Origin of the sequence: Fibrella aquatilis (assembly GCF_017353255.1) — a bacterium.
GTDB classification, from domain to species: domain Bacteria; phylum Bacteroidota; class Bacteroidia; order Cytophagales; family Spirosomataceae; genus Fibrella; species Fibrella aquatilis.
Window position 1 is genome coordinate 105,663 of the sequence record NZ_JAFMYU010000015.1, and the last position, 14,954, is coordinate 120,616.

A 14,954-nucleotide genomic window follows, 5' to 3' on the forward strand; every position below is an offset into this window, starting at 1 on the left:
TAGAGACAAGAGGTGAGAGGCAAGAAACAAGGGGTAGCCACTATACATTTCACTTCCTGCTTCTTGCCTCTTACTTCTTGTCTCTTGCCTCTATCAATGAAAAAACTCCTCCTCTTCGTTGGCCTGCTCACAGCGGTATCCTGCCAGCGGGGTTTTCACGTGGCCAGGCAACAGAGTGCCCGGCTGGCGGTGGATGCCGCCGTCCCTGCCGATAGCAGTACTGTTCGCTGGCTGGCTCCGTATAAGCAGAAGCTCGACCAGACCATGAATATGCCGCTGGTCACGATAGGCGAACGGCTGGAAAAAAGTACTCCCGAATCGGCCCTCGATGATCTCCTGGCCGATGCCCTGCTGGCGCAGGCTGCCAAACAGTATGGCAAGGCCATTGATGTATCGCACCTCAACTACGGCGGCATTCGCAACGGGTTGCCCGCTGGGGCCGTTACCACAGGCAACTTGTTTGAGGTGATGCCGTTTGATAATCAGCTGGTAGTACTGACGCTCACAGGAGCGCAGCTGATGCAGTTTCTGACCTATTTCGCTGCTAACGACAACGCCCTGGTGGTGGGTGGTGTGCGGGTACGGGTGCATGACAAAGCCGTTACGTCGGCCACGCTCACCAACGGCCGCGCCATCGTGCCCGACCAGACTTATACCGTGGCCATGAGCGATTATGTGGCCAACGGCGGTGGTGGGGCCGATTTTCTGAAAACCATTGCTCAGCGAGACAACGTTAATTACCTCATCCGTGATGCCCTGATCGAGTATTTTCGGGAACTGGGCAAAGCCGGAAAAACCATAACGCCACAAGCCGATGGACGCATCACACTCGAATAGACGGCAGTTTCTGAAATACCTCGGTGCCACGGCCGTGATAGCCCCGGCACTGCCGCAGGCCCTGCTGGCCGCAACAAAAGCTGCTCCTAAAGCCACGGCGCTCACGATCCTGCACACTAACGACGTACACAGCCGCCTCGACCCGTTTCCGATGGACGGCAGCCGTAATGCTGGTAAAGGAGGGGTGGCCCGCCGCATGACGCTGCTGCAACAGATAAGGAGTGAGCAGAAAAACACGCTCCTGTTAGACGCCGGGGACATTTTTCAGGGAACGCCCTACTTCAATCTCTACAAAGGTGAACCCGAAATGCTGGCCATGAACCGCCTTGGCTACGACGCGGGCACCATTGGCAACCACGATTTCGACGGGGGGATCGAGAACATGCGCGACCAGTTTGGCAAGGCTACGTTCCCGCTGCTGGTGGCCAACTATAATTTCAAAAACACGGTGATGGATGGCCGCACCAAGCCCTGGCAGGTGTTCAAAAAAGACGGCATTCGCGTCGGCGTATTTGGCCTCGGCATCCAGCCTAAAGGCCTGATTCCTGAGAACCTATACAAAGAAACCCGCTACCTCGACCCTATCGACATCAGCACCGACATGGCCCGTCGGCTGCGGCAGGAAGAAAAATGCGACTACGTCATCTGTCTCTCGCACCTGGGCTTCAAATACCCCGACGCCACGGTGTCGGATCAGGTCTTGGCCGCTAAGAGTAAGGACATTGACCTCATCATTGGCGGGCATACGCATACGTTTCTCGACGCGCCCGTGACTGTTAATAACGCCAACGGAAAGCCCATGCTGATTAACCAGGTGGGTTTTGCGGGTATCAACCTGGGCCGTATTGACCTGACCTTCGAGCCGGGAAAAGCACCTGTGGTGGGCGGCACGCAGGTGGTACCGGTGGGGTAGAAGGGCATGGCTACCCACACCGTTGCTTACCTAATTTTGGCTCACCGGCAGCCGGGTATGCTGTATAGACTGGCCCTCGCGCTGGCCCACCCGCAGGCCCGCCTGTTTGTACACCTCGACGCCCGTGTAGACCTCGCTACCTTCATGGCTTGCCGCGACTGGCCCGAATCGCTGGCGTTTATTGATGAACGCCTAACGGTCTGGCACAAAGGCTATAGCATGGTGGAAGCCGAACTAGCCCTGATCCGGGCAGCGGGGCAATCGGGCTATTCGTTTCGCTACCTGAAACTGCTCTCCGGCGATAGTTTTCCGCTCTGCTCAGCTTTCGACCTGATTGGTTTTTTTGCCCAACAACAAACCGATTTTTACAGCTTCTGGCGACTGGCCGACCGGCCTTCGTGGCTGCATAAAGTGCGTTTTCGGTACTTCCACGATTATTTTTGGCTCAACAGCCGCCACACCCGCTGGTCGCACCTGTTGCTGCGCATCTATCGCCGTACCCTGCGCGGGGCCTTTCGGCAAAAAGCCCTGCCCGCGGCTTCCGATGGCGGACCAATGATCCCCTACGGTGGGGCGCAGTGGTGGGCATTGCGACCCGAATCGGCTGGTTATGTGGTCGATACGCTGGCTCATCGGCCCGATCTGGTTCGCTTTTTCCGCCATACCGATTCGCCCGATGAACTGGTTTTCCAGACGCTGCTCCAACATTCGCCCTACGCCGATAGGGCAAACCGGAAGGCCGCCTACGAAGCCTGGAGCCGCAACACCCCCGCCGCCGACAAACAAGCCGACCACCTGCTGCACGAAGAATCTTTCCACCTCACCTACATGGACTGGTCGCCCACGCGCGAACTGCCCGCCATCCTCGACGAGCGCGACCTCGACGCCCTGCGCTACACCGACTGCCTCTTCGCCCGCAAATTCGACGAAAACCGGTCGGGGGAGCTGCTGAAGCAGTTTGTTAAAGGGAACGCGGATAACACGGATTGAGCGGATAATCCTGTCCAAAAAAAATCCGTGTTATCCGCTCAATCCGTGTCATCCGTGTTCCACCTAGTTATCTTTGCTCTATGAAAGTTGGCGTTGTTGTTTTTCCCGGTTCCAACTGCGATCAGGACGCGGTTGATGCATTTGAAAGCCTTGATCTGTCGGTGGTTAAGCTCTGGCACAAAGACCACGACTTGCAGGGCTGCGACCTAATCATCTTGCCCGGCGGGTTCTCCTACGGCGACTACCTGCGTACGGGGGCGGTAGCTCGTTTTTCGCCCATCATGACCGAGGTCATTGCCCATGCCAACCGTGGCGGCTACCTGATGGGTATCTGCAACGGTTTCCAGATTCTGGCCGAAGCGCAACTGGTACCCGGCGTACTGCTGCGGAACACCAGCCAGAAATACGTCTGCAAAAACATTTATCTGAAGCCTCAGTCGGGCAGTGCATTGCTCACGGCGGGCCTCGACCAAGACCGGGCCTACAAAATTCCCATCGCCCACGGCGACGGTTGCTATTTCGCTAATAGTGAGACACTTGCTCGTCTGAACGACAACGATCAGGTGTTATTCCGCTACTGCGACGAGGCCGGTAATATCACCGACGCGGCTAATCCTAACGGTAGCCTGAGCAACATTGCCGGTGTCTGCAACGAGCGCCGCAATGTCTTCGGCATGATGCCCCACCCCGAACGCGCCGCCGACCCCGCCCTGGGCAACACTGACGGCCGGATTATCCTGGAGCAGTTGTTAACGGCGGTGTTGGCGTAATCAGTTGGTGGTTTGTAGTTGCGCTCTAGGGGCCAAGCGTCAGCCACCTAGAGCGCAACTACAAACCACCAACCACCAATTACAAACCACCAACTGATCAACCACCAAACTTATTCCGGCTGTCGTAGGCAAGGCCGAGGCCAACGCTCGATAGCTTGTTATCATCGGCGATGGCGGCTTGGGGGAAGAGCCTGCGGAACTCGGTTTGAATGGCCTGCACTTCGGTGGAGCCGCCCGTGAGGATGACCAGTTCAATGGCGTCGTTGCGCACCCCCGCCTCCTGAATACACTGTTGCGCCGACGCCGAAATGCGGGCTACGTCGGTGGCAATGGCTTCGTCGAAAACGGTGCGCAGGATGGGGATAGTGAACCCAGCTTCAATAAAATCGAGCGCGGCCAGGTGCTCAGGCTGATCTGTGAGGGCAATTTTCGCGGTTTCTGTGCCTGAGAGCAGCGTGTGGCCCGTTTCTTCTTCCAGCACCTGCAACAGCCGCCCAAACCGTACTTTGTCGTGCGACTGGTAGAGCAACTGTCTGATCTGCGAGATCAGTTTGGGCGTATACAGAAAGTTTACCTTGCTCCATTCGGCCAGGTCCTGATACGGTTTCAGCGGTACTTCCAGCCCCTTTTCGCCATAGGTGCTGCGGAAGCCCAGTTCGGGCATAATGGCTGCCAGGCTCAGCGCCTTGTCGAAATCATTACCCCCCACCCGAACGCCCGTATTGGCCAGAATATCGGCCGACCGGTCTGCCTTATGAAGGGCTTGGTCTGATAGCCGGATAACGGTGAAATCAGACGTGCCTCCGCCAAGATCCACTACCAGAGCCAGTTTCTCGCCGCGCACGTTGACTTCGTGCGCAAAAGCAGCAGCGATAGGTTCAAATTGAAAGTCAATATGCTGAAAACCAATGCGTTGCGCGATGGCGGTTAGTTCAGCTTCTGCCCGTTCGTCAGCGGCGGGGTCGTTATCGACAAAGTGAACGGGCCGGCCCATCACCACGCAGGTTAAGTCCTGCCCGACGGCGGCATCGGCTTTTTGTTTTAACTCCCGCAGAAACCCTGCAATGATAGTCGTAAATGACATGGCCGTGCCGTTGACTAACGTGCTCTGCTTCATCACCGACGAGCCCAGCACCCGCTTTAGCGACCGCATGAACCGGCCCGGCTCGCGGTCCAGAAAATGCTCGATAGCGCTACGCCCGTAGAAGGCTTTATTGTCATGTTGCCGGAAAAACAGGGCACTAGGTATGGTTACGGAGTTATTTTCAACCGGCACCAGGCTGACCTCACCGGCTTTGTTTAAGGCAATACTTGAGTTTGACGTACCAAAATCAATCCCGCACGAATACGTGTTCATCCCGTTTCTGTAGTGGAAAAAGGGCGCAAAGGTACGCAGGGGAGGGTTAACTATTAATGTGTGGCTATACGTCAGCAATACGCCACAGTGCGAAGCCACACACTAGCCCTATTTCCGCTTGCCGTAGCTAATTTTCTGATAGCCAACTAGCTGGTCGGCGCGGGCGGCGGGCGGACGTTGGTAGACGAAAATCTCGTAGTCGTTTTCGGTCTGCGAAAAGTCGCCCTCAATCAGCGACTCATTGCCAATGGTTGGCCCCACGCCAGAGCGGCTGATGGGCGGCACCACGCCCGTGACGGCGTAATCGTAGTTATACACCCCCTGCTTGAGCCAGATTGTGCCCCGGTAGCCACCCAGCGCGGCATCGTAGGTAAGGCGGTTGCGATCGTTCAAGGCCCAAAAATTGAACGCCCCATTGGCATACACCGACACGTTGGGCAGCTCGTCAATCAGCAGCGTAAAGACCGTTTCGGCGTAGTCGGCCTCGACAGACCCGTTATGCGATTCGAGGTGGTCAACCACAAACAGGCCGTTGAAGTCATCGAACTGCGTGTAGGCCTGCGGGCTGCGCGGTCGCCCGGCCTGCACATAGGCCACGTTACGGTCGGCCAGGCGGCTGATTTTCTCGACATAGTTGGCCCTTGAAAACAGAGTCCGCGTATCGAAATAGCGGAATTCGTTGCCGCCGGGGAAGGTGTTGCGCAGGTCGAGGGCGCGATATTCAAGTAGCTGGTCAAACACCCGCACGTTGGTGGGGCGGAGGTTATACACAGACCGGTCGTCGCGGTAATTCTGGCGGATCACCACCTTGAAATCATCCTGCGGCGAGGTCACCTGCGCCTGATAGGCCCGGTAGTCGAGCGAGAGTTCGATCTGCTGATCGTTGTATTGCCGACTGATGTCGGTAGAGAAGCGCACCCCGGCGGCTACGTTCACCCGTTGTGTATAGAGCCGGAACCGGCGCGTAAACAGGATCTGCTCCTGGTTTTGCTCGTTGTAGACCACCAGCACATAGTTGCCCGGCAGCTTCAGTCGCGGCACAGCGTAGCGGTAGTGGTAGTAGGGTATTTTGGTCGCCACCGACACCTGATACTCCGTGATCGGGTTGTCGTTGTATTCATAGGTGAACTCCACGTCGTTCAGCACCGAGCGTTTCCAGTCGGCATTGCAGTGGATGATCTTCGCCCGGAAGTTGCGGTAAACGGCCGTTAAATCATCGAATTCAAGCACCAGGGGCGTATTTACCTGGTCGTCAATGTTCACAATTGGCACGTTCAATGTCCGGGCGGGGTCGCCCACGGTGCTGCCTAACTGGGGGTACAGCAGGACCGTAGCCATCCTGGGATCAATAATCGTGTCGACGGTGGGCTGAGCCTGGGCAAAAAAGAATGTACAATGAATAATGAACAATGTACAATAGAGCATGCAGGCTACCCGACTTGTCAGACGATGATGCCGAACGTAACCAATGCCGATGCTTCGCCTAGGACGCATTGTACATTGTTCATTATTCATTGTTCATTTCAGCTTAGCCTCCAGCTCTTCGGCTTCAAGCATGGCGTTTTCCCACTGCTGCTGAAGGGCTTCCAGGTCGCGGGTGAGGCGCTGGTAGTCGGTTTGTCGGATTTGTAACGCCCCGTTGGTACCGTATGTTGCAGGGTCGGCCAGTTCGGTTTCGAGTTTCCGCTTCTTCACCTCCAGTGTACCAATCTGCGCTTCGGCCTCTGAGGCCTGCTGCGTGGCCTTTTTCAACGCCTGCTGCCACTCTTTGCGCTGCGTGTCGCTGAGCGTAGAGGGTAGAGCAGAGGGCTTAGAGGCAGGAACTGGCTTAGAAATAAGTGCCGACTTGCTGTCAACTCTACCCTCTACGCCCTCAGCTCCACGCTCCGACATCCACAACTCATACTCGTCATATGTGCCGGGGTATTCCTTGATCTGCTCGTCTTCAATATACCAGATCTTGTTGGCAATCTGCGACACAAAAAACCGGTCGTGCGACACCACCACGTAGGTGCCTTCGTACTGGTCGAGCGCCTGAATCAGAATATTCACCGACTGCATATCGAGGTGGTTGGTCGGTTCGTCCAATAGCAGGAAGTTGGCCTGCGACAGCAACACCTTCGCCAGGGCCACCCGCGATTTTTCACCCCCCGACAGCACCTTGATTTTCTTGAACACCTCGTCGCCCGAAAACAGGAAGCAACCCAACACCCCCCGCAGTTCGCCTTCCGACTTGGTGGTGTTGGCCGATTTCAGCTCTTCCAGCATGTTATCTTCCACGTTCAGCGACTCCAGCTGGTGCTGGGCGTAGAAGCTAAACGACACATTATGACCTAGTTGGCGTTTTCCTTCGTTCACGGGTTCCGAGCCGGAGATAATCCGCAGCAGCGTTGACTTGCCGCGTCCGTTGGCTCCAATTAGGGCCACTTTGTCGCCCCGCTCCAGCCGGATATCGGCTTTGGTCAGAATCCGTTTGGGGCCATAGGCCTTCGTCACGTCGTCGAGGTGCAGGATATGCCGACCGGGCTGAGTGGTAAACTGGAATTTGAAGTTCACCCGTGCCGACTCGTCAATGACGGCATCGACTACGTCCATCCGGGCCAGTTGTTTTACCCGGCTTTGGGCCTGTTTGGCTTTAGAAGCCGTAGCCTTGAACCGCTCGATAAACCGCTCCGTCTGCCTGATTTTGGCCTGTTGGTTCTCGTAAGTGCCCTTCTGAATCTCGTTGCGCTGGGCTTTTTCTTCCAGATAGAACGAGTAGTTGCCGGGGTAATAATTCAGTTTTCCCTGCGACACCTCAACGGTGGTATCGATCACATTGTCGAGAAACTCGCGGTCGTGCGACACCACGATCACGGCCCCTTCGTAGGTCTGAATGTATTTTTCCACCCACTGAATAGACGGCAGGTCCAGGTGGTTGGTTGGCTCATCGAGCATGAGCAGCGAGGGCTTTTGCAGCAGCAGTTTGGCCAGCATCACGCGCATTCGCCACCCACCCGAAAACTGTTGCAGCGGCTTTTGCAGGTCTTCGGTGCTGAAACCAAGCCCCTCCATGATTTCTTCCGCCTTCGACTGCACCGAGTAGCCGTCAAGGGCTTCAAATTCAGACTGCGCCTTCCCCAGTTTATCGACAAGGTCGTCGGTGTAATTGACCTCCATTTCGTGCAAAATCTCGTCGATCTGCACTTGTAGGGCGTTTTGCCGCTCGAACGCCTGCATCGCCACACTCAGGATAGAGTCCTGCGTTTGGTACGAAAGCAGGTCCTGATTGAGGAAGCCAATGGTCACGTCGCCCGCCTTTGAGATGGTGCCACCATCAGGCTGGTATTCGCCGTCGATGATGCGGAGCAGGGTTGATTTACCCGTGCCATTCAGCCCGATCAGCCCAATTTTCTGGCCGGGTTTAATGTGCAGCGAGGCGTTATCATAAAGGGCGCGGCTGCCCAGAAAGTACGAGAGGTTGGTAATGGAAATCATGCCGCAAATTTACGAAAAAACGCCCCCTCGTCATTGCGTCAGTGTGAAGTTTGGCCCTATATTTGCGTCCTCAAAAGCAGTAGCACGCCTCCTTAGCTCAGTTGGTAGAGCAATTCATTCGTAATGAATAGGTCGTAGGTTCAAGTCCTATAGGAGGCTCACAGGAGACATCGGAAACGGTGTCTCTTTTTTTATGTTCCGCCTGTAGCCCTTCGGCACCGGTTCAGCCTTGACACAATGGCTGGGGAAGCGGAAAGCATAAGCCATACACATACAATGCCTTATCTTTGTGTATAAACGTCGCAATTCATGAGAACCAACATTGATCTTGATGCTCATCTAATTGAGCAAGCATTGCTGTTGAGTAAAGCCAAAACGAAGAAAGAAGTAGTCACGATGGCATTGGACAGTTTCGTTAAATTCTTACAACGTCAACAGTTACTCGCGTTACGTGGCAAGGTAGCATGGGAAGTACATACATCATAGGTAATTACCCGATTTGGGTACCACCTGTTGTTGTACAGGAAACGTTACAGGGCGTTCGCGACGATAAGCAATATGACGTTGTCCGAAGCAGCTTATTAGCGCTTAATTTCTTTCAGTGTGACGCATTTACAACAGCAATAGGAGCGGCAGATCTCTATCGCAGCTTGCGTAAAAAAGGCGTTACCATTCGTAAAGCAAATGATTGTTTGATTGCTCAGTACGCCTTACAGGCCGACATGGCATTGCTACACAACGACTCGGACTTTGATCTAATTGCCAGCCAGTCGCCTCTAAAAGCTAGTCGATCGTAGCGTATTTTAGCTTTTCCGTTGTTGCTATTACTCATACTCAGCCATGACCACAACTGCACCTGCATTACTGCCATTAACACTTGCTGAACGCGCCCTCGCGCCAGACGTGCTGCACGTGAAGGCCACGTTTGAGGAGTACCTTGACTTCGCCGAACAGTGCGAGTATAATGTTGAATATGTCAATGGCGAAATTCTATCCATGTCGCAAGCATCCCTCCCTCACGAATCATTGGTTAGCCGACTGAGTACCATCTTCAATATCCTTTTCGATGAGGATGATACTATTATGGTTTGCGCCAGCAGTATCAAGATTCACGTAGCAGCCACAGGCGATTCATTCAATGCTGACGTAAGCATCATTCGGGGTGAGCCATATTACCTGCGTTTGCCAAGTGGCCAACTCTCGACGGTAGAAATCACGAACCCAATTTTGGTCGTAGAAATCCTGTCGAAGAGTACGCAGGCGTTTGATTTGAGTGATAAACTGGAGGCATACAAACAAATACCATCGCTTGAACAAGTGTTATTTGTGAGTCAGGAGCAGCCTTGGGTTAGCGCATTTGTCCGCAGCGAAACGCCGGGTGTCTGGCTCAACACCAGCGCCCACAGTTTAACCGATAGCATTGGCGTATTGACCCACGATGTTTCGCTGGCGGAGGTTTACAAGAAAATGAAATTTGCGTGATATAAACATTAATAATATAATAGTAAAAACAGCGATTGTTTAAGTATAGTAGTTCAGGCCCAGCGGCGGTCGGCCTGAGTTAAATAACTTGAGCAACTATTATAGTTGCAAATTTACATTGTTAATATCTAGGCAATGAATCTAGTTGTTTTTGAGTAAGAATAGACAATTTTCTTTCGTTCCTAATGTCAATTTTATCAAATTTTTTTGGTGTAATAGTCATCCATACCACTGCATTTTTATTGTTGAAATGAATAGTCGTATCCATCTTACTAAATTTTGTAAAGTATTGACACCTGAGTGCATTATCATCTTGTAGATCATACATACTGTTCCAGAAAAAATTTCTGTTTTGAACATAGTCAAATTGGAACGTGGTATCTAACCGATTTGCGGCATTAATTTCTACTATAACACGTTCGCCATTTTCAAAATTACCGCTCATGTCAATTGCCTGCGAACGGTCGCACGATGTCATTGTTGAAACTATTAATATGAAAATAATTATCTTTTTTGTCAACAAGATCATAATATGGCATTTATTTTTCTTCACTTCCCCAATGCTACGCTATTCCCACTCATGCCACCAACCACTTCCAGGTTGGGCAGGGCTTTTTTGAGGGTGGCAATGCCTGCTTCGGTGGTTTTGGTTTGCCAGAGGTAGACCGTCTGGAGCGATTTCAGGCCTGCCAGGCTACTCAGGCCCGCGTCGGTGATGGCGGTGCCGTAGAGGTTTAGGTATTCGAGGTAGGGCAGGCTGGTGAGTTGGCGGAGGCCCGCGTCGGTGATGGCGGTGCGTTCCAGGTGGAGTTTCTGGAGGTGTTTCAGCTTGGCGATAGACGCCACCGCGCCGTCGCCCACCTGGGTGTCGCTTAGTTTTAGCCACACGAGTTGGTCACTGATTTTGGTGAGCAATGCCGCCTGCGCATCGCTGAACGTGCGGACGTTTACTGCGCTGACTTCCAGTTGGTTATTCTCTTTCGAAAGCGGCAACACCAGCAATCCGGTCTTTTTCAGTTCTTCCACCACTTTTGGATCAGCCACGGGCACTTTCATGGTCAGCACCGGCGAGACGGGGCGGGGGGCGCTGGGGGTAGCACTCGCCACAGCTAGTGTTCTGTCGCCCGCCGTGATGGCACCGCCCGGTCCGGCGTCCCGGCCCAGAGAGGCTAGGGCCGGTTTCACGGCATCATTCACCGTCAGGTCGGCCACTTTTTTATCGAACGAAGCACCCTGATCAATCCACCAGGTCAGGAGTGTTACCTGCTGGTCGGTAAGTTGGGTTTTGCCTTTTGGGGGCATGTGGTGTTCGTCGCTGTCGTCGAGTAGGCACCGCTTAATCATCTCGGAATCAGCACCTTTGCCCACTACAAAGATGGGGCCGTCTTCGCCGCCCTTCTTCAGCATAGCGGGGGTATCCATGCGCAGATCACCCTTCGATTTTTCGGCGTTGTGGCATTGTATGCAGCGGGTTTGCAGAATGGGGTTCACAATCTGGGCGTAGACCATCGCCTGATTTACGTCGGTGATGGGTTCGGCTTTGAACGCCACTGCCGCCGCACGGGGGGGCAAGCCCGCCAGGCCCCGGAAGGGTTCGGGTGTGTACTGCGTGAGGTAGTCTGAGCCGTGGGTGAGCGCCCCGCCATGGTGCCCGGCGGCCATGAGCAGCACCAGCGTCAGCACCAGTGCGGGGGCGTAGAGGGCATTGCCAAACGGAATGCGGTGCATAAACCGGTCGCTGGAAACGGCCCACGCCACCCACGCAAATACGGCCACGCCAATGCCCTGCCACTGGTGTTCGGTCAGGATGTCGATGTCATACCCGCCCCCCAGCGAAAGCAAATACCCAAACACGCACGACACCGTGGCGCTCACCGCCGACCAAAACAAAATGGCCGACATCGTGCTGTTGCTCAGGCTGATACGCCCCGTCCGCCGCCCGATTTCGAGCAGCCCGGCAATGAGCAGAAAGCCGATGGGGAGGTGAACGACCAGCGGGTGGAAATGACCAAAAAACAAGGCCCAATCAGAGGGGTTAGCCTGGAGAAGAAGGAATGCGTTCATAGCGGTAGGCTACGCGGTTACTCGTTGATAACAACAATAGAGTGAAGAGCGAGGCTAGAAATAGTAAAGGAAATTTCGTTGTTTTTATACGTAAACGCTACCGGCTTATTGTCGGGTTGCAACGTCAACTGCTTCGGCTTTCGGGTAGCCCGACAGGTGATCCTCAACGGGCCAAGCGGTGGGATGTCGTCGGTGGAAAAAACGGCCTGATTGCCGTGATTACCCGCCATGTTGATCAAATTCAACATCGTTTTGCCCGCTTTTTTTGTCAACGCCACCTGCACAAACTGCGACCCCGCCACCCGCACCTGCGGACTGAACAACCGCTGCGCCAGCCCGGCAATGACCCGCCTGCCCACGTGCGTTTCACGTCGGAACTGCGCGTCGCCCGCGTTGAGGTACAGTCCGGCTATTTGTCCCTTGCCCAGCCGCGCTATTGAAGCCAGTGGCCCCGTTCGGAACCGGCTGTCCCGTTCGGCATATACACCACCGAAAACAGCCGTGCCAGGCAGCGGCTGAAAAGGTTGGTAGAAGCTTTTGATGCCCGTTAGGTCATCATCGAAACCAAAATAACCCACAGGCCGGTCCGGTAAACGTAACGCCCAGTTCGCGCTCGAACAGCCGCACCGTTTCGTGGCCCATCACCAGCAGGTTGCCGCCCTCCCGTACGTATTGCACCAGCTCCGTTCGGAAGGTGTCGGCCAGCGTTGGCCACTCTGGCACCACAATGAGCGGGTACTGCGCCATGCGGCCGTGCAGGTGATGTTCCATCAAAACTTCGGTAGGTAATTGGCTGTAAAGCAGCGCATTTAGCGTACCCAACAAATTGCCCGACTGGCTGGCATCGAACTTAAACGCACCCGTTGTCTTAGCCCGGTGCGCCACGCCCGAATATAACAGCGCTACCTGCGGCACCTGAGCGGCTTTGTGGCAAAATGGCTGGCGGGCACGGCAAAACCGGGCTAGTTCGGCCATGGTGGTAAAGGCCCAGGGCGTCAGGCTGGCATCGTTGTTTTGTGTCCAGTAAGCCTGAAATCCCCCGCCCATAGCCAGCACCTGCGCCGCCTCCTGACAGAGTTGCACCGCCGGTTTGGGTGTGCCCACCTGATCCGTCCAGCCATAGCCGAAACTCCACGACATAAGGTCCCAGGGTTTGCCCTGCGGGGCTATGCAACGGGCCTGAAACGCCGAGCGGTTGGCCCCGTTCAGCGGGTCGGTATCGCCCGAAATGAAATCGACGGGCAGGCTCACCGGTTCGGGCATAAACGACGAAAACGCCCAGTTACTGGCTACCTGAAATCGGGGGTTATATTGGTGCAGGGCGTTGGTGTACTTGGCCACGTAGCGACGAAATGCCTGCCGCTGAATGTCGATAAGAGCGGTGTAGCCGGGATCGCTTTTTCCTTTCGGCACGTCAACAAGGCCAGTTGCCTGCCGAAACGCCGCTACCGACGCTGGGCCGTAATCAGGCTCTACCGCCCAGCAGTCGCCATCGACCCAAACACCATCAACGCCGTAATCGCTGATTTCTCTCAACTGCGGAATCAGCAGGCTGTCGGCGTAGCTGCTCCAAAGCGACGTTTTTTGGGTATCGGCGGTACCGTCAGGGCGGATTCTGGCCCACGTGGGATGGTGGCGCACGGCCTGATCGTCCCACACGCCGGAGTGATGCACGTACAGCGCCACACCATGCCGGGCGGTTACGTCGCGAAAAAGCCGGAGCGTGTTTTTCTCGAACCGGCTGGGGGTATAACCAACCTTGGTGGGGTAGCTTGTCACGCCCGGATGCCCCTTACTGTCGACCTGAATAAAATCGGGCTTGACCAGCCGTAACAGGCTGTCAATCATGCCGTCGGTGAGGGTCTTGCCAATGAGCGTGTCGGTGAGGGCGGCGTGAAAATCGAAGTGCAGTCCAAAAAAACTGTCGGCCCGGCGCAGGGGCACTTGGTGGGGTGTTTGCGCCATTGCCCCGCCCGCCAACAGGCATCCGACAGCCAGCCATCCCAGCGTTTTCAGCCTACACACGTTCCAGTTTGATTGGGTACGTTTTCCGTGAAGCCCACTGCGCTACGTAGAGGTTTTCGTCGTTGTCAACCAGCACGTCGTGGGGGTGCAGAAACGACATAAACGACCGGTCTTTGCGCTGTTCCTGTAGCTGCCCGTTCTGGTAAACGGGTGCCGAACCGCCCGGCGTCGAGACCACCTTGTCGTTTTTATCCAGGATCTGCACGTAGCCAGAATCAGGATAACTGTCTGACGTTGAGCGAAATACGGCGGCGTAAATATAGTCGCCTTTGATCACGGGGCGGCAAACGTACGAGCCGGGCAAGCTAATGGTGCTGAGGTACTTACCGTCCAGCGTAAAACGTTTTAGTGCGTTATGCCGACGGTCCGTAATCAGTAGGGTTGGATTCGAAGCATTACGTGAATCGACGATGATGCCGTGGCAGCAATCGAACTGCTCATTGGCCGCGCCCGCCCCGCCGAAGTAGCGAATGAGCTTACCCGTCCGGTCGAACTGCGTGATGTAATTTGAGCCGTAACCGTCAGCCACGTAGATATCGCCGTTGGCCCCATTGATGGCCGTTTCGGTGGGCTTGAACTGCCCCGGGTAAGCATACACGCCCGTTTCGCGGGGGTAGTCGAGCTTCATCAATTCCTTACCTGCCAGATCAGTTTTGATCACCTGATGGCGGTCAGTGTCGCAGATGAGCAGGTATTGATCGGTGCCTTCGGTGCCCAGCGTCAGGCCGTGCCCACCGGGGTAGGTTGTGCCCCAGGAATCGAGCAGTTTACCCGACCGGTCATAAATCAGGACGTTGTTTTTGGTCTCGTTGCCGAGCAGAAAGATGCGCCCCTTGGCATCCTGCACCATTTCGTGGCAATCGTTGACGGGGTTTTTCCCGGCATCCAGAACCCCCCAATTAGGCACCACGCGGTATTTGTGGGTACCCTGTCCAACCACTACGGCTTCCTGCTGCCGACTTGTGAAGCTGACAGCGGGGCCTGCTAACGCCGCCGAAGCCAGCGCCGTGTGTTTCAAAAAGGTGCGTCGAGTCTGCAT

Annotated in this window: 15 protein-coding genes and 1 tRNA gene; 8 read left to right on the forward strand and 8 right to left on the reverse strand. The window is 55.1% G+C overall.

The window, feature by feature from the left end; translation table 11 throughout:
- Positions 1-96: 96 nt before the first annotated feature.
- The 4 genes from J2I48_RS17985 (at position 97) to purQ (ending at position 3,510) form a co-directional block, all read left to right on the forward strand.
- A complete protein-coding gene (locus J2I48_RS17985) occupies positions 97-837 on the forward strand; it encodes a 5'-nucleotidase C-terminal domain-containing protein (RefSeq protein ID WP_207336865.1) in 741 nt (246 codons plus the stop codon).
- A complete protein-coding gene (locus J2I48_RS17990) occupies positions 815-1,750 on the forward strand; it encodes a bifunctional metallophosphatase/5'-nucleotidase (RefSeq protein WP_207336866.1) in 936 nt (311 codons plus the stop codon). Before J2I48_RS17985 ends, J2I48_RS17990 begins: the two co-directional genes overlap by 23 nt.
- A 6-nt stretch (positions 1,751-1,756) precedes the next feature.
- The gene (locus J2I48_RS17995; protein WP_207336867.1) at positions 1,757-2,740 is read left to right on the forward strand and encodes a beta-1,6-N-acetylglucosaminyltransferase; all 984 of its coding nucleotides are present in this window, start codon (positions 1,757-1,759) and stop codon (positions 2,738-2,740) included.
- An 80-nt stretch (positions 2,741-2,820) separates the two neighbouring features.
- A complete protein-coding gene (gene purQ / locus J2I48_RS18000; RefSeq protein ID WP_207336868.1) occupies positions 2,821-3,510 on the forward strand; it encodes a phosphoribosylformylglycinamidine synthase subunit PurQ in 690 nt (229 codons plus the stop codon).
- A 97-nt stretch (positions 3,511-3,607) separates the two neighbouring features.
- Here purQ and J2I48_RS18005 read toward each other — a convergent pair whose 3' ends face one another.
- The 3 genes from J2I48_RS18005 to J2I48_RS18015 all read right to left on the reverse strand — a co-directional run bounded on the left by J2I48_RS18005 (position 3,608) and on the right by J2I48_RS18015 (position 8,344).
- Positions 3,608-4,867, reverse strand: a complete 1,260-nt coding sequence (locus tag J2I48_RS18005; RefSeq protein ID WP_207336869.1) for an Hsp70 family protein — start codon at positions 4,865-4,867, stop codon at positions 3,608-3,610.
- 108 nt (positions 4,868-4,975) lie between these two features.
- Complete coding sequence (locus tag J2I48_RS18010) at positions 4,976-6,292, reverse strand: type IX secretion system plug protein (RefSeq protein ID WP_207336870.1); 1,317 nt, start codon at positions 6,290-6,292, stop codon at positions 4,976-4,978.
- 93 nt (positions 6,293-6,385) lie between these two features.
- Positions 6,386-8,344 carry an ABC-F family ATP-binding cassette domain-containing protein gene (locus tag J2I48_RS18015; protein WP_207336871.1) on the reverse strand — a complete coding sequence of 653 codons (1,959 nt, stop codon included), beginning with the start codon at positions 8,342-8,344 and terminating at the stop codon, positions 6,386-6,388.
- 86 nt (positions 8,345-8,430) lie between these two features.
- On the opposite strand from J2I48_RS18015, the gene J2I48_RS18020 reads away from it, so the two are divergent.
- From J2I48_RS18020 to J2I48_RS18035, 4 genes are all read left to right on the forward strand, one after another.
- Positions 8,431-8,503: transfer RNA gene (locus J2I48_RS18020), tRNA-Thr, on the forward strand.
- A gap of 150 nt (positions 8,504-8,653) precedes the next feature.
- Complete coding sequence (locus J2I48_RS18025) at positions 8,654-8,830, forward strand: type II toxin-antitoxin system VapB family antitoxin (protein WP_207336872.1); 177 nt, start codon at positions 8,654-8,656, stop codon at positions 8,828-8,830.
- A complete protein-coding gene (gene vapC, locus J2I48_RS28685; protein ID WP_207336873.1) occupies positions 8,809-9,141 on the forward strand; it encodes a type II toxin-antitoxin system VapC family toxin in 333 nt (110 codons plus the stop codon). The genes J2I48_RS18025 and vapC overlap by 22 nt, the downstream gene beginning before the upstream one ends.
- Before the next feature lie 43 nt (positions 9,142-9,184).
- Positions 9,185-9,826, forward strand: coding sequence for a Uma2 family endonuclease (locus J2I48_RS18035; RefSeq protein WP_207336874.1), 642 nt, complete (start codon positions 9,185-9,187; stop codon positions 9,824-9,826).
- Positions 9,827-9,947: 121 nt separating this feature from the next.
- Here the strand turns inward: J2I48_RS18035 and J2I48_RS18040 are convergent, their stop codons facing one another.
- The 5 genes from J2I48_RS18040 to J2I48_RS18060 form a co-directional block, all read right to left on the reverse strand.
- Positions 9,948-10,304: a hypothetical protein gene (locus tag J2I48_RS18040; protein WP_207336875.1), complete on the reverse strand. Its 357-nt coding sequence runs from the start codon at positions 10,302-10,304 to the stop codon at positions 9,948-9,950.
- Positions 10,305-10,375: 71 nt separating this feature from the next.
- On the reverse strand, positions 10,376-11,890 hold the full coding sequence (locus J2I48_RS18045; protein WP_207336876.1) for a c-type cytochrome domain-containing protein: 1,515 nt from the start codon (positions 11,888-11,890) through the stop codon (positions 10,376-10,378).
- A 17-nt stretch (positions 11,891-11,907) separates the two neighbouring features.
- The gene (locus J2I48_RS18050) at positions 11,908-12,468 is read right to left on the reverse strand and encodes a hypothetical protein (protein ID WP_207336877.1); all 561 of its coding nucleotides are present in this window, start codon (positions 12,466-12,468) and stop codon (positions 11,908-11,910) included.
- A complete protein-coding gene (locus J2I48_RS18055; protein WP_207336878.1) occupies positions 12,446-13,915 on the reverse strand; it encodes an alpha-amylase family protein in 1,470 nt (489 codons plus the stop codon). The genes J2I48_RS18050 and J2I48_RS18055 overlap by 23 nt, the downstream gene beginning before the upstream one ends.
- Positions 13,908-14,954 carry a 6-bladed beta-propeller gene (locus J2I48_RS18060; protein ID WP_207336879.1) on the reverse strand — a complete coding sequence of 349 codons (1,047 nt, stop codon included), beginning with the start codon at positions 14,952-14,954 and terminating at the stop codon, positions 13,908-13,910. Before J2I48_RS18060 ends, J2I48_RS18055 begins: the two co-directional genes overlap by 8 nt.